At 64.8% G+C, this 19,196-nt stretch carries 16 protein-coding genes and 1 pseudogene; 11 read left to right on the top strand and 6 right to left on the bottom strand.

Going from position 1 to position 19,196, the window contains the following annotated elements:
- Positions 1-1,076 precede the first annotated feature (1,076 nt).
- The 4 genes and pseudogenes from ACFFJK_RS08650 to ACFFJK_RS08635 all read right to left on the bottom strand — a co-directional run bounded on the left by ACFFJK_RS08650 (position 1,077) and on the right by ACFFJK_RS08635 (position 5,438).
- The gene (locus ACFFJK_RS08650) at positions 1,077-1,634 is read right to left on the bottom strand and encodes a hypothetical protein (protein ID WP_379678772.1); all 558 of its coding nucleotides are present in this window, start codon (positions 1,632-1,634) and stop codon (positions 1,077-1,079) included.
- A 266-nt stretch (positions 1,635-1,900) separates the two neighbouring features.
- Entirely contained in the window at positions 1,901-2,320 is a 420-nt protein-coding gene (locus ACFFJK_RS08645) for a CHAT domain-containing protein (RefSeq protein WP_379679001.1), read from the bottom strand.
- Positions 2,321-3,129: 809 nt separating this feature from the next.
- Positions 3,130-4,836 (bottom strand): annotated as a pseudogene (locus tag ACFFJK_RS22925) (CHAT domain-containing protein); the annotation flags it as partial.
- Between the two features lie 254 nt (positions 4,837-5,090).
- Positions 5,091-5,438: a hypothetical protein gene (locus ACFFJK_RS08635; protein WP_379678771.1), complete on the bottom strand. Its 348-nt coding sequence runs from the start codon at positions 5,436-5,438 to the stop codon at positions 5,091-5,093.
- On the opposite strand from ACFFJK_RS08635, the gene ACFFJK_RS08630 reads away from it, so the two are divergent.
- On the top strand, positions 5,415-6,239 hold the full coding sequence (locus ACFFJK_RS08630) for a universal stress protein (protein WP_379678770.1): 825 nt from the start codon (positions 5,415-5,417) through the stop codon (positions 6,237-6,239). The two genes, ACFFJK_RS08635 and ACFFJK_RS08630, sit on opposite strands and share 24 nt — an antisense overlap.
- Before the next feature lie 213 nt (positions 6,240-6,452).
- Entirely contained in the window at positions 6,453-8,069 is a 1,617-nt protein-coding gene (locus tag ACFFJK_RS08625) for a phytoene desaturase family protein (protein WP_379678769.1), read from the top strand.
- Between the two features lie 31 nt (positions 8,070-8,100).
- On the opposite strand, the gene ACFFJK_RS08620 is transcribed toward ACFFJK_RS08625, so the two are convergent.
- Entirely contained in the window at positions 8,101-9,219 is a 1,119-nt protein-coding gene (locus tag ACFFJK_RS08620) for an SGNH/GDSL hydrolase family protein (protein WP_379678768.1), read from the bottom strand.
- Between the two features lie 240 nt (positions 9,220-9,459).
- On the opposite strand from ACFFJK_RS08620, the gene ACFFJK_RS08615 reads away from it, so the two are divergent.
- The 9 genes from ACFFJK_RS08615 (at position 9,460) to ACFFJK_RS08575 (ending at position 18,497) form a co-directional block, all read left to right on the top strand.
- Complete coding sequence (locus tag ACFFJK_RS08615; RefSeq protein WP_379678767.1) at positions 9,460-9,606, top strand: hypothetical protein; 147 nt, start codon at positions 9,460-9,462, stop codon at positions 9,604-9,606.
- A 16-nt stretch (positions 9,607-9,622) separates the two neighbouring features.
- Entirely contained in the window at positions 9,623-10,114 is a 492-nt protein-coding gene (locus ACFFJK_RS08610) for a hypothetical protein (RefSeq protein ID WP_379678766.1), read from the top strand.
- A 51-nt stretch (positions 10,115-10,165) separates the two neighbouring features.
- Complete coding sequence (locus tag ACFFJK_RS08605) at positions 10,166-11,953, top strand: PHA/PHB synthase family protein (RefSeq protein WP_379678765.1); 1,788 nt, start codon at positions 10,166-10,168, stop codon at positions 11,951-11,953.
- Between the two features lie 184 nt (positions 11,954-12,137).
- Complete coding sequence (locus ACFFJK_RS08600; RefSeq protein WP_379678764.1) at positions 12,138-13,130, top strand: tyrosine-type recombinase/integrase; 993 nt, start codon at positions 12,138-12,140, stop codon at positions 13,128-13,130.
- Positions 13,131-13,283: 153 nt separating this feature from the next.
- Positions 13,284-15,137 carry an AI-2E family transporter gene (locus ACFFJK_RS08595; protein ID WP_379678763.1) on the top strand — a complete coding sequence of 618 codons (1,854 nt, stop codon included), beginning with the start codon at positions 13,284-13,286 and terminating at the stop codon, positions 15,135-15,137.
- 204 nt (positions 15,138-15,341) lie between these two features.
- Positions 15,342-16,301: a chemotaxis protein gene (locus ACFFJK_RS08590; RefSeq protein WP_379678762.1), complete on the top strand. Its 960-nt coding sequence runs from the start codon at positions 15,342-15,344 to the stop codon at positions 16,299-16,301.
- Positions 16,302-16,528: 227 nt separating this feature from the next.
- Positions 16,529-16,726, top strand: coding sequence for a hypothetical protein (locus ACFFJK_RS08585; protein ID WP_379678761.1), 198 nt, complete (start codon positions 16,529-16,531; stop codon positions 16,724-16,726).
- Between the two features lie 106 nt (positions 16,727-16,832).
- Positions 16,833-17,183 (top strand): hypothetical protein, encoded by a 351-nt coding sequence (locus ACFFJK_RS08580; protein WP_379678760.1) that lies wholly within the window; start codon positions 16,833-16,835, stop codon positions 17,181-17,183.
- Between the two features lie 27 nt (positions 17,184-17,210).
- Positions 17,211-18,497 carry a hypothetical protein gene (locus ACFFJK_RS08575; RefSeq protein ID WP_379678759.1) on the top strand — a complete coding sequence of 429 codons (1,287 nt, stop codon included), beginning with the start codon at positions 17,211-17,213 and terminating at the stop codon, positions 18,495-18,497.
- Between the two features lie 31 nt (positions 18,498-18,528).
- On the opposite strand, the gene ACFFJK_RS08570 is transcribed toward ACFFJK_RS08575, so the two are convergent.
- Positions 18,529-18,948, bottom strand: coding sequence for a hypothetical protein (locus ACFFJK_RS08570; protein WP_379678758.1), 420 nt, complete (start codon positions 18,946-18,948; stop codon positions 18,529-18,531).
- Positions 18,949-19,196: the final 248 nt, after the last annotated feature.

Genomic DNA, 19,196 nt, shown 5'->3' with positions numbered 1-19,196 from the left:
GAGTAGTGGACCTCAAAGTGACTCGACATTAGGTTTTATAATGTCGAGTTCGTCTTTTTTGACAGGTTGCTTATGCCAGGACAGGGATTCTTTTCGTAGACGATGTGTGGTGTCGCCATCCCCACGCGAGCCGTGCGAAAGGCACTAAATCAGGTAATGGCTGGCCAAGCAATGAAGGCACCCAGACGACGACCTGATCGACGCGCGGGTACGGTATAAACAACGCGAAGTAACCGGAAAAACCGAAGGAACCACCCGTTTGCCCGATCCGCTCTAGCACTTCGCTAATCGTTTCAACTGCAGCGTGGCACCGCTTGAACACCACGCCGCTGCATAAGCAAAACCGTGACCTAGAACGCACGCGACCCCACCGTAGCTCGGCCCATGCCCGAGCAGGCGCCAGCCCCATTTATGCTCGGAGCAGGATGCTTACGCGGCAATGCTCAGCCAAAGATAGTCTACAACCTGGTGGGATCTCTCAATAAACGTTCCCGCCATACGTCCAGCAGTGGTGAACCACGGCTACGCGTCCTGCATATGAGCATAGCTTGCAGTATCACGCGCAGGCCCGTCCGTCATGCCAACTGGATTTCACAGCGGCGAGACAATGTCATGTCGCAGAAGACAACCTCCAAAGAGCTGAGGAGGCTAGCTGTACTCGGTGAATGTCTCAAAATTAGTTCGCAGCCTTCGGGGAGTCTCACATTTAGTTCGTCTAAATGTACACTTTTAGTTCGCCGGATGGGAACGGACCAGCCGCGCCATCGAATCGATTTCCAAATACCTGATTTAACATAATATAGATTATGCGCTTAATGGTGCAAGCCGGGCAGCCGCATGATTTCCATGCGGACCTCGCCCAAGCTTCAAGCTCTCGGAAGTAAAACGCTCAGATCTTTGGAAGTAAATTTCTCAGATACCCAACCTGCATCGATCTGACACATTTACTTCCATTCTGAATTCGTTACCGCGGCACCACCACCCAACGTATCGCGGATCGTCGATCAAAACTGCCGGCAGCATAGAGGGTCCAAAGCTCCTGGTGAACCACGTGGAGTTCCCATCGGCCATTTGAATCAGTGCGATGCCGTGCACTCTCGCGTACTCGACAGCACCCGACTGAAACCTGCAACGGAAAACAGCATTTCCTTTTGTGCTCCGGTTGACATCACTTTCGCATGCAGCACCTGCATAGCCTGACGCTCCACTTTGCGTTGCTCGTGCTGACACTCGATCAAGTCGAGAAAGCTGGCGCCCATCGCTGAAAACCGTGCAGTAACCTTGTTCACGTAACTACCATCGACACCATTTACTGCATCGAGGTGGTTTGACGTGAACTGTTCGAGCGGCAGACCACTCCCGTCGAGGATCTCCTTGACGGCCAGCTCGTACTGCGTTGGAGTTAAGCTAACACGCTGCGTTGGAGTTAAGCTAACAGGCTCGAACGGAAAGACCATATAGCCGTACTCCGAAAAAGAAGCAATCAGTTCATTGACTGCGAATGGAAAAAGTTTGGTTCCTGCCGCCCTGCCCGCTCTTGCATACTTAGCTGCAACCCAGCATCCTGAAGCAGCATTCGATGCTGCTGCAGCACCGGCTCGTAGCAGTGAAAGCGGCCGTCGAAACAGCTGCAAGACCCGTTACCGCAGCAAATTTGGCAAGTGTCTTCTTCACTACGCGTTCTTTTTCAAGTCCAGTGCAAATTCGATGAGCCGCCAAAATCCAGGGCGCCGGCATTTACATTCCATTTCCATCGCCATCACGCCATTTTCACTACGCAGGATCGTCGGGCTTTGGACGTCTCAACCCCACGTAAAGCGAAGGCACATGAACAGCGTCAGCAGAGTCGCTGAGAACAGTCCTCCGACGGCGACGGTGGCCCAGGGCCGCAGCACCTCGGCTACCGTCGCTGACGTCGCCAATGCGAAAGCCGTGCATGCGGATGGGCGTACACGACGTAGGCGAGCCATGTTGCGTCTCCGGCTTCCCGGGCCGCCTCGCGTGCCAGCGTTGTCGCGTGGGGTACGCTTTGACCACTCAGCAACGCGTCGTAGAAAGTCTTTCCAAAGGTAAACGCCGGCTCGTCTCCCACCGACCAGAGTGTGCCGACAAAAGCACCAGCGCCGGCGCGCAGGAATGCTTGGGCAAAACCCCCGATTCCAGTCAGCTTGTAACCTGCGCGCCCCGCCTTGCAGGCGTTGAGAAACACGATCGGCTGTGTGCCGTCCTGTCCGCGCAGCTTGGCAAACGCCTCGACGGTCGTCGCATCCAGCCAGGTCGGGATGTAAGTGGAACCTTCGATGCGTCCTTCCAGGACAATGCGCGCGTAGCCGATCTCATCCTGATTGGCCTCACCATGGCCAGCAAAGTGCAGCGGTCGAACGCACCGCCACGACCCAGCAGTTCGCGCACATCATTGGGCTGCGGTTTCACGGCGGTTGCCGTAAAGTTCCGTTCCAGGAACGCACGCTCCTCGGCCGTTTCAAACAATGCCAAGTCCGGGTGCGGATAGTCGGGAATGACATACCGGGCGCGTCCATCCCGAACCTGCAGTTGCACAGGTGGGTGACCATTGACATTGTGGAGCCATCGCACCAATCCCAACTGGCCAAAAAACAGCGTCGGCGCCCCCCGATCGAGCGGCTCGCCCGGGGCCTTGAGGTGTACGATTTCCCAGGGAATAAACGGTTCGGTAGAGACCACGCGTATATTTTTTAGTTTGCCATGGTGCTTCCACAACTGCGCTTGCACTTCTCGAGGAAACAGTTCTTCGAACAAGGTCACGCCGTACGCCTGCAGCTCGGCCGTGAATGCCTCCACATCAGCCGTTCTGGTCGACTCGCTATAGTGGCTCAGATAGCGTTCCTCGATTTGCCGATACAGCGCCCGGACGTACTCCTCTCGCTTTACCTGCAATGGTTTCGAGGTATGTTGTTCGAATACGTTCGCGGATGGCATGTCCAGTTCAAACATGTACTGCACCTTGTCCCCGATGGTTTGCTCGATTACCAGGAGCTGGTCGATCGGACTTTCTAGGAGCGGTGCCTCAACCGCGCTTGCCTCAGCCTTTGCTCGATATGTACGGGCCGCTTGCGCCCGGTCGACTACCTTGGGCTCCAGCACAAGGCGAACGATGCCGGTTTGCCTCTGGCGAACGATGATCCATATTTCCCCTGGGCCCAGACAGGCGCCCTTGACGTCGAAGTACACGGACTTGAGCTCGTTGTCGAGCGGAGGATCGATCTCGACCCGGTCCGCTTGTGCGTCAGCCAGGACAAAGTTGCACTTTGGCACGACTTGCATGAGTAACTTCCGCGTTCGGTCGATTGTTCCAGTTGCCGCTGCACTTTCGCATCCCGGTGTAGGGTCGACCAGCTCACGTGAAATGATCACTTCGATCGTGCTGGTATGGTTCAGCAAGACTTGCTGGGGCATTTCCGCGAGAAAGTGACACGCTACCGAAGTGCTCGGGCTCGAAGCGGTGCTGACCGGCCCCGCCGGGTCCGCGAACTCAGGGTCGATCCGGGAGGGGAGATATGGCTCGCGCTTCTGCTCATATTTTGAAAGCGACAGATACTGTTTCAGATACCGAAAGACGTTCAGCGAGCGCTTTGCCTTTGCTGGCTGCGGCGCGCGCGCCTCGACGTACGCTGGCACCTCCAAAGGGTAGATCTTCGGCTGCGATGTTTGCGGTGGCGTCGACTCCCTTGCCGGCGGCCTCAGCTGCTCGGCCGGTGCGGGTCCCCGCGTAACCGGTGGCGGCGCCTGCTTGACCCGCCTTGGCCTCGCCGGTGCTCTTTTGGCAATGCCTGAACCCTCGTGAGGGAGCACGGCGGAATGCTGCGCTACGAACAACTCCGGCTTTTTTTCTACTTCCGGGCCTACCGCCGGGTGTGCTGACGGCTGAAACAGCTGGCCGCTGAGTGTCCGCATGTAGAGTACCGGCGTACCCCATTCGATCGGGTAGCCGTTGGCCTGCACACGCAGCCTGGCTTCGGTCAGGGCGGTATCCACCGCGCCGATCTCGATCAGCTTGCGGTAAAAGTAGCGGGTGAAGATGAGAGCGGCGTCATCCGTCATCGAGGCCTGCATCGCCACCACGGCCGGCACGCCCCGCCTCAGCAATGCCTGGGCCAGGCCCGAAAACGCCCCATCTTCGTTAAGGGCGCCGGCACAGGCCTTCAGCACGATCAGCCGTGGCAAGGCACCGATCGGAAACGCCGCGCGCAGCTGGGTCGCTTCCATCTCCATGCCCTTGCCGGACTCCTGCTCGAGCACCAGCGCTCCCGGCACCCCGTGCCCCACGAAGTGGAAGATATGGGCGCCGTAATGCCGGAATGAATCCCGCAGGTTGTCGAAAGTGCAGCGTCCCGGTACCTGGCGCAGTTCGAGCCGGCCGGCGGCAATCGACGGCTTCAGGGCATCGCGCAGGATGTCCCACTGGTGTCCAATGTCGAGCGGCGGGTGGTCTGTCGGCGAGGACATGGCCATGAGTACCCGCAAGGGTCCCTCCACCGCGATTGGCGGGATCGGTTGCGCAACCGGCAGGTAACGGACGAGGGGGGTATGATGCCTGACTGCCAGGAATTCCCTGCTTCCGGTGTCGAACAGGAATTCCCACGGCCACGCATGCAGTTCGCTGTCTTCCGGCAGCCGCAGGCGTACGCGCAAGCCTTTTCCGGAACGGAATGCGCTATCGAGCGAAGACCGGAACAGATGTTCGATGTCAACGGAGAAAACGGCTTCGAACAGCCGCCCGCCGATATCTTCGATCGTGCTGGCCTGGCTCGAGCGGCCACGGTGTTGTCTCAGCCGGCCGTAGATCTCCGAGCGCATCTGGTTTTCTTCGTCGGCGCTGAAGGGCCACTTCACGTCGATGAAGCGACAGTCGCCGTATGGCGACTCAAGCACCCTCGCACACAGCTGCTCACCTCCGTCCGGGCGGATGATCTCCAAATCGAAGTTCTGATAAATCATCTCAACCCAAATTGGCTCAAGGAAGCGGCAGCCGCGGGCGTGCTTCAAGAGCCCCGGCCTCAAAGACATCTTAGACAACAGCGCGGCACGAACGTGCGCGGCCGGGCCGATTGTCATCGAGTACTCTGAAGGCCGATTCCGGCACGCTTGAGGTCTCTGACGCGGTTGCCGGAGCCGACGGCAATGTTGTAGGGGCTGGCACCCGTCCGGTGTTTGTAGTTGCCGATCTGATCCCGGTGACGCTTCCGGCGTCGATCAGCGTCAACGTAAGCACCGTTTTTGATGTGCATCAATGACGTGCCGGCCGGTACGCCCGATGTTGTGAGGTAACCGCGCGCCGCGAGCCAACCCTTCAGATGAAAAAAAAGCGGTTTACGCAATTGCTCGCTGCAACGGGCTGATGCAACACCACCTCCTTCATCCCGAAAGGACTTGCCATGTACAAGACCATCATCGTTCATGTCGACGCGAGCCCGACCATGGAGTCCCGGCTGCGGGCGGCCGCCCTGCTGGCCGACGCACACGATGCGCACGTGGTTGGTGCGGCGGCAACCGGCCTGTCCTTGCCCGCATTCAAGATTCTGGCCGGATCGGTGCCAGTAGGCCCCGGCAACGACTTCAATTCACTGTGCACGCGGGCGCGCACGCACCTGGCGCGCTTCGCCGAAACGGCGCGCCGCCTCGGGATCGGATCGTTCGAAGAGCGCCTGGTAGAAGATGATGACCGCAGTGGATTACTGCTGCAGGCGCGCTATGCCGACCTCTTGATCACGAGCCAGGACAGTGCGGACATGTTGACCGTGCGCGGATTGCCCCAGTACCTGGCGCTGCACGGCGCGCGGCCCGTCCTGTCCGTGCCGCCGACCTATGCGAGCGAGCCCATTGAGGACAATATCGTGGTCGGCTGGGACGGCAGCGTTCCCGCGATACGCGCCATCGCAGCTGCGCTGCCCTTGCTCAAGCGCGCCACCGTGGTACGCCTGGCCCTTGTCAATCCCGAGCGCGAGACCGGGCTGCATGGCGACGAGCCCGGCGCCGACATGGCGCTCTACCTGGCGCGCCACGGCGTGCGCGTGGAAGTGGTGAGCGAACGCACCGATGCGCCGGTAGGCGAGGCGCTCCTTGGCATTGCGCGTGCCGCCGGCGCCGGCCTGCTCGTGACTGGGGCCTTTGGCCACAGCCGCTTGCGGGAGATCGTGCTCGGCGGCGTCACGCGCATCCTTCTCGAACGCGCTCCGGTGCCGGTCCTGTTCGCGCACTGAGGATTCGCAGGCACTGCAATGCCGGAAACGGGCGGCAAACCGGCCCGGGCACCTGCCTGCACGAACATTCAACTGCAAGCTGTTACCGCCACCGATATTCTCCCAACAATTGCATTTGACGCGGCACACACACCTCGTCACTATGTTAGGTGCAATTGCGCGATACCCGGCACACAATGCTCCCGTGTATCCCGTGTAACCAGGAGAAATCGAATGCGCGATGCAATCATCATTGGTGGCGGCCACAACGGTCTGGTGTGCGCGTATTACCTTGCCCGCGCAGGCTTGACAGTCACGGTCCTGGAGCAGCGCGGCGTGGTCGGCGGCGCCGCGGTGACCGAGGAATTCCATCCCGGTTTCCGCAACTCGGTGGCCGCCTATACGGTCTCCCTGCTCAATCCCAAGGTGATCCGGGACATGTCGCTGGCCGATCATGGCCTGCGCATCGTCGAGCGTCCGCTCTCGAACTTCCTGCCCCTGGACGACACGTGCTACCTCAAGGTCGGCGCAGGCCGGACCGCCGCCGAGGTGGCCCGTTACTCGCAACGTGACGCGCAGCGCCTGGAAGCCTATGCGGCGCAGCTGGACATGGCGGCCGACCTCCTGCGCGACCTGGTGCTGCAGACGCCGCCGAACATGGTGCAAGGCGGCTGGCTCCATGCCCTGCCCGAGCTCATCAAGGCCGGCAGGCTCGGGAACCGGGTGGGCCGCCTGTCGCTCGCGGCCCAGCGTGAACTGCTCGACCTGTTCACCAAATCGGCGGGCGACTACCTGGACGGCTGGTTCGAGAGCGCACCGATCAAGGCCGCGTTCGGTTTCGACAGCGTGGTGGGCAACTATGCGAGCCCCTATACGCCCGGTTCGGCCTACGTGCTGCTGCACCACGTGTTCGGCGAGGTGAACGGCAAAAAAGGCGCCTGGGGACACGCGATCGGCGGCATGGGCGCCATCACGCAGGCGATGGCGAAGTCCGCCCGGACCCGCGGCGCCGAGATCCGGACCGGTTGCGCCGTGCGCGAGGTCTTGCTGGCCAAGGGCCGTGCCACCGGTGTCGTCACGGTGGACGGCGAGCGCCTGGATGCAAGGGTGGTCGTGTCGAACCTGAATCCGCGGCTGTTGTATACCAGGCTGGTGGATCCGGCCGCCCTGCCCGCCGACTTCCTGCGGCGCATGGCAGCCTGGCGCTGCGGCTCGGGCACCTTCCGCATGAACGTGGCGCTGTCGGAACTGCCGGACTTCAGCTGCCTGCCCGGCAAGCTCATGGCGGAGCACCATGGGAGCGGCATCATCATCGCCCCCAGCCTGCAGTACATGGAACGCGCATACCATGACGCGCGCAGTTTCGGCTGGTCGCGCGAGCCGATCGTCGAACTCCTGATTCCGTCCACGCTGGACCCGACGCTGGCGCCGCCCGGCCAGCATGTGGCCAGCCTGTTCTGCCAGCACGTGGCGCCCGAACTCCCCGACGGCTCGAGCTGGGATGCGCACCGCGAACGCGTGGCCGACCTGATGATCGATACCGTGGACCGCTACGCCCCCAACTTCAAGCGCGCGGTGCTGGGCAGGCAGATCATGAGCCCGCTGGACCTGGAGCGCACCTTCGGACTCGTCGGCGGCGACATCTTCCATGGCGCGCTCGGGCTCGACCAGCTGTTCGCGGCGCGGCCGATGCTGGGCCACGCCGACTATCGCGGACCGGTGCCCGGCCTGTACACCTGCGGATCGGGCACGCATCCCGGCGGCGGCGTGACCGGGGCGCCCGGACACAATGCAGCCCGCGAGGTGCTGCGCGACATGAAGCAGGCGCGGGCCATGCGCAACGACGACTGAGCCATCAGCTGCGCCGGCACCTGACCCGGCGTCAGATCCAGCCCTTGATCATCATCTGGGCCAGGATGTGGCGCACCGCCAGGGCCTGGGTGTACGGCGTCGGGTGGAGGCTGTCGGCGAACATGTAGCGCCCCACGTCCGGGGCCGGCACGATGTTGCCGCCGTTGCAGGCCAGTGCGCTGCCGCCGAAGGCATTCTGGAGGCAGGCCGGCGTCGTGGTATTGGCCAAGCCGTAGGCCGCCGGGTTGGCCGCCTGCTCGCGCGTGAGCGTGTACAGGTCGACCAGGAGCACCTTGTCTTCGCCGGCCAGCCCTGCCGAGAGCTGGTTGTTGAAGGTGGTGACCATGGTCGTGAGCAGCTGGCGCAGCGACGCCGATTGCCCCTGGCCGAGGGGCGTGGCGGCGATATCGGGAACGTTGTTGACCACCACGTGATTGGCGCCCTTCCCGACCACCTGCGTGCGCACCAGCACCGACAGCTCTTCGGCCGCGCGCGCCACCCGGGCGATGGCCAGCGGCGCGTTCGCCAGCAGGTAGCTGGACGCGGCCTCGGCACTGCCCGCTGCCGCGGCCCCCGCCGCCAACGCCTCCAGCTCGGCCAGCACGTCGTTGGAACCGGCGGTGACGAACACGATTTCGCTTCCCTGGAAGCGGTCGCCCGACACCGCCAGGTGATTGCCGACCTGGGCCGTGACAGGCAGCATGAGCAGCCCGATCGAGGCGTCGTCCCGGCCATTCCCCGCTCCGGCCGGCGTACTGACCCGGGCGCCGCCCTGCGCATAGCCGAAGCAGCCCGCATGATTGGTGACGGCCACCCGCAGGTTGCGGGCGGGGTCGCCCTGCAGGCCGGTCTGGGCCGGGCATGGCGCCGGCAGCCGGAACTGCGCGGCCAGCAGCTCGGTGAAGTTGCGGCCGGTGAGGTCGGGCGAGCGCGCCGTGTTGTCGCCGTTGATCGTGAATCTACCGCCGCCCAGCGCGGCCACCGCCCCGACGGCATAGGTGCCGACGTCGGCCAGGCTGTCGCCGAAGCTGACCTGGGCGCTGAATCTGGTGGTGAAGTCCTCACTGCCCGGCGCAGGACCGTTGTCGCCACCGCCGCAGGACACGAGGGCGGCCGTCAACAGCACGAGTGCGAATTTTTTCATGTTCATGGCGTCTCCGTCATTGGGTTGCGCTCCCGCCGGATGCGGCGAAGGAGCCCAACCATATGACAACCGCCACGCCGTCGAGTTGGCGCCGGATTCAAAAAAACTGCAGCGGCGGCCCGTTTAACTGGCTTCGACGCGCGGGGAACCGCCAGTTGTCCCGGCGATCTAATGCGTGGTCCGGGGCGCGGTCCGACGGGTGCCCCGATCCCAACCGACTTAGATCGACTTATCGAGGACCAGGCCATGTACAAGCGCATCTTCCCGCCGAAGGGCGGTACCGATGCCACCCGCCGCCCAGTCGCTGCCGGCGTCGCGCCAGCGAAATTCCCTGGCGCCGACGCCCGGAAGGTGCTTGCCCGAACCGGCACCCCGGTGCCGGTGCACCGCTGACCGCGGCGTCCGAGGCATGTACCGCCCGATCGACATGTCGCCGCGCGTGGCGTGTTCCGCGCTCCATCACCGGCGCAAGCTGGTGCGCGCCCGCGTGGTCGCGCTCCAGTCCGAGCCGGACGGATCGTTCGCGCGGCATTTCCCCGCGGTCGTGGCGCATGTCGAAGCGGCATTCCGCCACGAAGAGATCATCCTGGAGCTGCTCGGCGACGACTGCCTCCATGCGCTGCGTGCCAGCCATGGGCTTATCCTGTCCGGGCTGCATCGCGCCATGGCCCGGGTCGAGGGCGGCGATATCGGGCTGGGGCGGCAGGTCATCGACGCCATGGCCGGGGTCCTTGCCACGGGCTGGCCGGTCACGGTGCCAGGCGTCCTGCACGCCGACTGCGGACGCCACTCGGTCGCACGCGCGCATCGCCTCCGGTCCGCCACGCACCTGCCGGAACGGGCCGCCGCGGCCAGGCGAGCCGCACCTGGCCAGCCGACGCGTGTCGAGGGCTCGCGCTGACGACCGGATCGACAGGCATCCCGGCCCCGCTCCTCATTGCCCACTGAACGCATGAATACCGTTTCCGACATCCCACCGAGCGAGCAGCGGCGCGAGGGCAGCACCTGGCAAGGCGGTACGCATGTCCGCGCGCATCATCCGGAGGCCCAGGCCGAGCACGCGCAGGTCGACCTTCTCCTGAATGCCTGGCTGGGCCGTTTCACCGGCCACGTCTCGCCGGCGGCCCTGGCCGGGGCATGGCAGGACTGGGCCAGCCACCTGCTCCTGTCGCCCAGCAAGCAGATGGAACTGGGCATGCAGGCCGCCGTTGCGGGGCAGCGCTGGCTGCAGTACAGCGCGGGCGCGATGTTCGGGTCGCTTGCCGCGCCGGTACGGCCACTGGCCCAGGACAAGCGTTTCACCGACCCGTTGTGGCACACCTGGCCCTACAACCAGCTCAGCCAGGCCTTCCTGCTCACCCAGCAGTGGTGGCACCGCGCCACCTGCGGCGTGCGCGGGGTCTCGGCCCATCACACGGACGTGGTGACCTTCGTCGCGCGCCAGTTGCTTGATGGGGTCGCCCCATCGAACTTCATCGCGACCAATCCGGTGGCGCAGCAGGCCACGCTCGCCAGCGGCGGGCGCAACCTGATGCACGGCGCCCTGCGCGCGGCCGAGGACGCCCGGCGCGCCCTGACCGGCGCGCTTCCCCCGGTGCGCTTTCGCCCGGGCCGCGATGTCGCGGTCACGCCGGGCACGGTGGTCATGCGGAACCGGCTCGTCGAACTGATCCGCTACGATCCGGTGACGCCCACCGTCCACGCGGCGCCGCTCCTGATCGTGCCGGCCTGGATCATGAAGTACTACATCCTCGACCTGTCGCCGCACAACTCGCTGGTGCGTTACCTGGTCGAGCACGGTCACACGGTCTACATCATCTCCTGGAAGAACCCGGGGGCCGGGGACCGCGACCTGGCACTCGAGGACTACCGCCGGCTCGGCGTGATGGACGCGCTGGAGACCATCGGGCGGCAGACCGGCGCGGCGAGCATCAATGCTTGCGGCTACTGCCTCGGCGGCACGCTGCTGGCAATCGCGGCGGCGGCGATGGCGCGCGCCGGCGACCGCCGCCTGGTGAGCATGACCCTGCTCGCCGCCCAGGTCGATTTCACCGAACCGGGCGAGCTGTCGCTTTTCATCGACGAAAGCCAGGTCAGCTTCCTGGAGGCGGTCATGTGGCAGCAGGGCTATCTCGACGCGCGCCAGATGGCCGGCGCCTTCCAGTTGCTGCGCTCGAACGACCTGATCTGGTCGCGGCGCCTGCGCCACTACCTGCTCGACATCCCGGACAAGGACAACGACCTGGCTTCGTGGAACGCCGACGCGACCCGCATGCCCTACCGCATGCACAGCGAATACCTGCGCAAGCTGTTCCTGAAGAACAGCCTGGCCAGCGCGCGCTACATCGTGGAGGGTCACCCGGTGGCGCTGACCGATATCCACGTGCCGATCTTCGCGGTCGGCACCCGCACCGACCACGTCGCACCATGGCGCTCGGTCTATAAAATCGGGGCGCTGACTGACACCGACGTGACTTTCCTGCTGACCTCCGGCGGCCACAACGCGGGCGTCGTCTCGCCGCCGGGCATCCAGGGACGCAGCTACCAGCTCGCCACCCACCTGCACGACGACCCGTATGTCGACCCCGAGCGCTGGCAGCGCGACACGCCGGAACACGAAGGCAGCTGGTGGCCGGCCTGGGAAGCCTGGCTGGCGCGGCAGGCGGGGCCGCAGGTCGCGCCGCCGGCGCCTGCTGCCGGCCTGGACAACGCGCCGGGCAGCTACGTGCTGCAGTCCTGAGACCGGGCATGCCCCCCGGGCGCCTGCTCTGACTGCCGTGCCCTCCTTTTTGCTGGCCTTGTTCGTGTAGTTGTGATCGTTGCCGTAGTTGTCGACGTGTCGTTTTACGGATTGTGTGTGGTCACACGTTGGTTAGTTACATTTTTATGGTAGTCTGCACCTTTCGATTTCGACCCGTCCCGTCATGCACAAGCTCATCCCGTGGGATACCGATCCAGTTCGCGCCTTCAAGGAGTTCGTGTCCACCACTGCTTTTGCCCAGACCGGCCGGCGCTTGCGCGCCGACGGCACGCTCAGGGCGCTCTCTGCGGAATCGGCAAAGATCTATATCTTCATGTTCGGTAACGTGGCAAGCTGGATCCTCGAGCAAGGGCTTAGCTTCTCCTCGGTGACGCATGCCGACCTGCTGCGCTTCATCAACCGCACCGAGAACGGCAAGCGCGTCCTGAACAGCAAGATCGCCTACCGTTACCTGCGCCTGCTCGAACGCTGCTATGAATACCTCGAAGTGGCGCCCAACCCGGCACAGCAGGCGATCATCGGTATCGACCGCGCCCATATGTCGAAGGACGAGCCTGGGCGAACCTTGTCCGAGGATCAGCTGCAGCGCTTTTTCGCGGCGCTGCCGGCACAGGCGCCGCGACTGCGGCGCAACACCCCGTTCGATGGCTGGAAGCGCCGGCGCGATCGCGCGATGCAGGTCGTCATCGCGCTGACCGGCCTGCGGGTTTCCGAAGCGGTCGGCCTGCTGCTCCCGGAGGTGGGCCGTCAGATCGCGCTCGACGGATCGATCGTGCTTACCATCACCCCCGACGAGAAGCACGACACGAGCCATGAACACACGGTCACCCTCCCCCGCCAAGGCGCCGATGAGTTGCGGCACTGGCTGCAGGAGCGCGAAGCGATGGCGATCCCGGGCCAGTTCGTCTTCCCGGCCAACCTGACCGGCGCACGGATGACCAGGAAAACGGTCTACGTGCAGATGCGGGCGACCTTCGAGCGTGCCGGAATGGACCTGGCGCGTTCCGGCGGGCGCACCTTGCGCAACACGTTCGCGAAGCGCCAGCTCGACAATGGTGCGCGTGCCGACGAACTCAAGGATGTGCTCGGCCTGGCGCTCGAGCGCTCCGCCGCCGACTACAACTTCACACGCGTGAAGCCCGATCCGGCGGACTGATCCGCCCCGCGGCGTCCGGCCTCACCGGCGCCCGCCGGTGAGGGTGCAGGAGCACAGCTTGACGGCATGATCGGCGCGCATCTACTTGGCGAATGCAACGTTTTCCTTTATACATAGCCGTTTCTCATCCTTTTAGAACGGCCGACGCCCTGCATGAACGCCCCGCCACCCTCCTTGCGCCTGAACGCCAACACCGTGGTCAGCGCCACCTGCGTCGTCGCCCTCCTGTACTTTGGCCGTGAAGTCCTCGAACCGCTGGCCCTCGCCCTGATCCTGAGCCTGGTGCTGGCGCCGCTGGTGCGCAGCATGACGCGGGCCGGGCTGGCGCGCATGCCGGCGGTGCTGCTGTCGGTCGCGCTGGTGGCCACCCTGGTAGTCGGCATTGGCGCCGTGCTGGCCGGCCAGCTGGTGACGATCACGCGCGACCTGCCGCAGTACCGGGCCGCGATCAAGACCAAGGTGGCCAAGGTGCGCGAAGTCGTCGAGCGGCCGATCACCCGGATCGAGGCCGAGCTGAGCGCCGTCGCCCCGGCCGGCGCCGTGGAGCCGGTCAAGCCGCGCCGCGGCAACCTGGCCGCGAGCAACCAGCCGGTGCCGGTCGAAGTGCGCACACCGCGCACCATGAAGGACACGCTGGGCCGCGCCATCGCCCTGGTCTGGGGCCCGATCGGCAAGGCCGGCGTGGTCCTGATCCTGCTGGTGTTCATCCTGCTGGAGCAGGGCTCGCTGCGCGACCGCCTGGTGCGCCTGGCCGGCCAGGCGGAAGTGAGCCGCACCATCCGCACGCTCGGTGACGCCGCCCAGGGCGTGTCGCGCTTCTTCTTCTCGCAGTTCATCGTGAATGCGACCTTCGGCGCCGTGATCGGGCTGTCGCTCGGCCTCATCGGCGTGCCCCATGCCGTGCTGTGGGGCGTGCTGAGCGGGGTGCTGCGCTTCGTGCCCTACCTGGGCGTGCTGCTGGCCGGCGCCATCATCGCCGTGTTCGTCGCGGCAATCGACCCCGGCTGGACGCTCGCGGCGACCTGCATGGCGGTGTTCCTGGCCTTCGAGCTGGTGCTGGCCAGCTTCATCGAGCCCAAGGTGTACGGCCACAGCTCCGGCCTGTCTCCGCTGGCGGTGATCGTGTCGGCGCTGTTCTGGGGCGCGCTGTGGGGCCCGGTCGGCCTGCTGCTGTCGACCCCGCTGACCCTGTGCCTGGTGGTGGCCGGGCGCCACGTGCGCGCGCTGGCCCCGGTCACCATCCTGCTGGGCGACGCGCCCAACATGAGCGACGCCGAACGCTTCCACCAGCGCGTGCTGGCCGGCGAAGCGGACGAACTGACCAAGGACGCGCGCGCCTACGTGCGCCGCTACAGTTTCGCGCGCTACTGCGACCACGTCCTGCTGCCGGGCCTGCGCATGGCCGTGTCCGACCTCGGCGCCGGCACGATCGACAAGGCGCAGGAACTGCGCATGCGCGCCGTGATCGCGAATATCGCCGAGACCGTCGCCTCGGCCTCGGAAAGCGGCGCGCGTGCGCGTCGCAAGCCCGTGCCGCTGCTCGATGCCAATATCGGCGCCCACCTGCGCCAGATGCGCGAAGCCCGCTCCGGCCGCTGGCAGGGCTCGCTCGACGTGCCGCCCGGCTCGGTCGTGCTGTGCGCCGGCCTGCCGTCCGAACGCGACGAGTTCCTCACCGAGCTGCTGGTGCGCGCCCTGCGCGAAGCGGACGTGGATGCGCGCAGCATCGTTGCCGGCGTCCCGCAGGAGCGTCCGGAAGGGGGCGCCCCCGGACTGGTCTCCACCGTCTTCATCACCTATCCGCGCCAGGACAACTTCGAGCAATGGGTCGGCGCGGTCACCGAACTGCGCGCCGGGCTGCCTGAGGCGCTGCTGGTCACCGTGCTGTTGCCATACGACGAGCAGTTGCCGAAGCGCGCGCTGGTGGAAGCGTACGTGGACATGATCCTGCGCTCGTTCGAGGAAGGACTGGCCTTCGTGGCGCCGGACCGGGCGCACCAGGCCTGAGCGCCCGGCACGCCCGCCACTCTCCGGCGCTGCCGATTCAAGCGCTTGCCCACGCGGGAAACGCTTGTCATTTTGTTACATTTCGTTGTTTTCCCGCCGCCGCCCGTTGAAAAAATTGCCGATGTTGACGGAGTCTTTACGTTTCCGGACAGTTCGAACGTAAAATGCTTTCCTATCGGCATTACCCACATTACATGGCGGACTATGAAATCGGTTCAACAAGAAGTCGACGAGCGCAGTAACCTGACTGGCACCAACAAGTTCGAGCTGCTACTGTTCCGCCTCGGCGGCGACGAGCATGGCGAGCGCAGCGAGCTGTTCGGCATCAACGTTTTCAAGATCCGCGAGATCGTCGCCATGCCGGAAATCACCGCCGTGGCCGGCTCGATGCCGCACGTGCTGGGCGTGGTCAACCTGCGCGGCCAGATCATCCAGGTGCTGGACCTGCCGGCCATCGCCGGGGTCAAGCCGAAGACCGGCCTGAACATCATGCTGGTGACGGAATTCGCCCGCACCACCCAGGCCTTCGCGGTCGAGAGCGTGGAAGAAATCGTACGCCTGGACTGGAACCAGGTGATGTCGGCCGAGCGCACGGCCGCCAGCGGGATGGTCACCAGCATCGCCCGCCTGCCTGCGGAGAACGGCGAACCCGAACGGCTGGCACAGGTGCTGGACGTCGAGACCATCCTGCGCGACATGAACCCCGACGCCACGCCCCAGATCACCCAGCAGACCGTCGGCGCGAAGATCCATATCAAGCCCGGCTCGGTGATCCTCGCGGCCGACGATTCGGTGGTGGCGCGCGCCCTCATCGAAGAAGGCCTGAACGCGATGGGCCTGCCCTTCGTCATGACCAAGAGCGGCAAGGAAGCCTGGGACCAGCTCAACAGCATTGCCAACACCGCCGAAGCCGAAGGCAAGAGCGTGCACGACAAGGTGGCGCTGGTGCTGACCGACCTCGAGATGCCGGAGATGGACGGTTTCACCCTCACCCGCAACATCAAGAAGACCGCCCGCTTCGGCGGCATGTCGGTGGTGATCCATTCATCGCTTTCCGGCACCACCAACGAGGAACACGTCAGGAACGTCCAGGCCGACGCCTACGTCGCCAAGTTCTCGGCCGAGGACCTGGCCACGACGCTGCGCCGCCTGCTGCGCCAGTAAACCGGTGCTGATGCCGTCGTCGATGCTGTCAACCGCCATCGCTGCTGTTTCGTTGTTACTGTAACAATCGCTAACATAATCCAGCCGTGCGCCCGTCTTGGTCATGTATTATTGGCAACAAGTCGGTACGTGAATCGGGGGTACCGGCCAGGCGGAGGCGATGTCTCTGCCGCCCTGGATGCGCCGGAACGACGGTCTTGCACCGCGTCTCCGGCAGAAAGCTAGCCATGCCGCAACGACGACGAGACGACGAGACTGCTGTTACTGCCGAGTACGCCTTCTTCCTGGCGGAAACCCGGGGGCTGCGCTTCGCGCTCGACTACCTCGACAACTGCCATATCCCTCGCGACATCCTGCTGCGTGCCATCGAGCAGCCCGAAAGGCGTCGGCGCAGCGAGCGGCGCCGCTACCCGCGCAACGACTGAGGCACGGATTCGAATCGATCCGTCTCACGATCTGCCGTGAGAATCTGCGCAATTCTGGCGCCCCGGCGATGTTACCCTTGCCCGTCGATATCACGGGAGCCCGGTAATGAAGTTTCACTTGTCTTGCTTGGCGCTGGCGATCGCGCCGGTGTGCGTCGCCCAGGAAGCCGTGCCGCAGACGTCTGCGGGCCAGGCGCCGGTACAGGCGAGCCTGACAATGCGGGATCCAGCTTTTCTTGAAGTCAGTTACCGGGTTCCGGCGTCGTGTGCCGCGCTGGATTTTCGCAACGAAGGCTGGCGTCCGGGCATGGGCGCCGACGTCCGCAAGGACTGGCAGGCTGCGGACGACTGTACCGAATTCGACGGGAAACAACTGCGCCGCAAGCATCCATCCTGCACCGCACTGCGCCTGCGCGTCCCGGCAAGCAACCGTACCGCAGACCGCGTCTATCCGTAGGCGTATCCGGTAGAACGCGGTTTATACGTGCATACGAGCGCCTATGCGCCAACCGATGCCTGTGGCCCGGTCGACTGGACGTTCGACGTTCCCGGCGGCACGGTCGTGATCGACGGGAAGATGGCGGCCGGCAGCGCCACCCGCCGCGCCGCCGACGGCGGTGGCGAAGCGATGCCGACCGTGCTGATAGAAGGAGGCTTTCCCTCGGGCGCGATGCCGCGCATCCATGCCAGCAGCGCGTTCACACCGGCAAGCAAGGCGTTCCTGGCCGATGCCGTGGCCAGCATCGACGGCGAGCTCAGGAAGATGCTGCCCGGACTCGCCTTCACGGTACCGTTCATCGTCGCCTCCCCATCCGAACCCGGTACCTACTGGGGCGACGTCGCCAACCGCACCGTCATGCGCCTGAGTTTCTTCCCCACGCCCGGCCCCGAACAGGAAAAGCTCCTGCATGCGTTCGTGACGCACGAAATGGCCCACCTCTCCCAGCCGTCGGTCTGGAACGACAGCTGGAAGGAAGACAGCGCCACCATCGGCGAAGGGGGCGCCGAGTTTCTCCGGGTGGTCACGGCGTCGCGCCTGGGTTGGCTCGACCGTCCGGGCGTGCAGGCCGAACTCGACCAGGCCGTGAACGCCTGCGTGCTGGCGGCCGAAGGAAAGTCCTGGAAAACGATGCGCAACAGGAACTGGGGAATGAACCCCTACCACTGCGGCCTGACGTTCTACCTGGTCGGCCTGGAACGAGGGCCAGCCTCGACCCCGGCACTGTTGCGGCTGCGCGATTATTACGTAAAGGCCAAGCAAGGCCAGCCCACGGACTTTGCGCAGGCGCTCGAATGCGGCGCCGCGCAAGGCTGCGCCCCACGCTGGATTCCCCGCATGGCCGGCAGCGAACCGCTCGATACCGTCCTGCAGGCCTATGCGCGCCAGCCCGGCTCGCTGTTGCGCACCACGAGCGAGATCGCCCCGGCCATGGTCAAGCCGCTCGCATTCCGCCATGTGGGCGCGCTGATGCGCGCCGACTGCAACGGCAGCATCAGCATGTACCACGAACCGGCATCGGCACGGATTGCCGACGGCCCCACGTGCAAGACACTCCGCCCGGGCATGATCGTCACCAGTGCGGAAGGCTTGCCGCTGTTCGACGGCAGTGCCGCCCTCGAGGCGTCGGTGGCCGCCTGCCGGACGCAGGGGAAGACGGTGCTGGGCATGCGGGACGGAAGCAAGGTCGCGATGAGCTGTGACGCCTCGGTAAGTCTACCGGCACAGCTGTATCGCGTCGATGCCACCAGGGCGCTGGAACTTGCCCGATAGTTTTATTGGGTGAAGCAGAAGCGGCGAACGCTCAACCGGCCAGTTGCAAGCCGTTTTCTTCGCACCACTGCCGCAGGGCGGTCCGCGTGACTTCCTCGTGAAAACGATCCCAGGCCTCGCCCGCGCCACGCTCTTCCAGCAAGCGGGCGAAACCTTCGGTGTTCCGGTCACGGAACAGGTCGCGAACAGTGTCCTGGTCGTCGGCCAGGTGGGTGGCGGCAAAGCGCAGCACGAGCCCGTCTCCGATGCCGAGCATGCCCGCGGGCGGAACCGGCACATAGCGCTCGTCGCCTTCCGATGCCGAGGGCATCGGCGCCTCGTCGTCCATGTACTCGTCGTTCAAGAGGTGGATCATGCCTGTCTCGCGCGACACCAGGGCCGTGACCGTGCCGCCGCCATCCTCTACCATCATGGCCGCCCCTTCGAGTTCGTCCAGATTGACTGTGGACATGGCTAATCCTTTACGCGTAGTCGGAGGCAAGCAGTATGAATCGCCTGCGCGCGACAGGCGCGCACGGTTGGCGGCGAAGGAAACGGAGACGAAAAAACCGCCAGGCGCCGGCCGTGCAGCTTGCTTGTGCAGCCTGGCACCGGCCATCCAGCGCCAGCGAATCATTGGTACGCCCGTGTCTATGCCGAACCAGGGAAGCCAAGTCCGGCCGGACGAAACCGAGCTAACGCCTGGTTCATCGCAGCCCA

Origin of the sequence: Massilia consociata, assembly GCF_042432755.1 — a bacterium.
Taxonomy (GTDB): domain Bacteria; phylum Pseudomonadota; class Gammaproteobacteria; order Burkholderiales; family Burkholderiaceae_D; genus Telluria; species Telluria consociata.
This window is presented reverse-complemented; position numbering and strand designations above follow the sequence as displayed.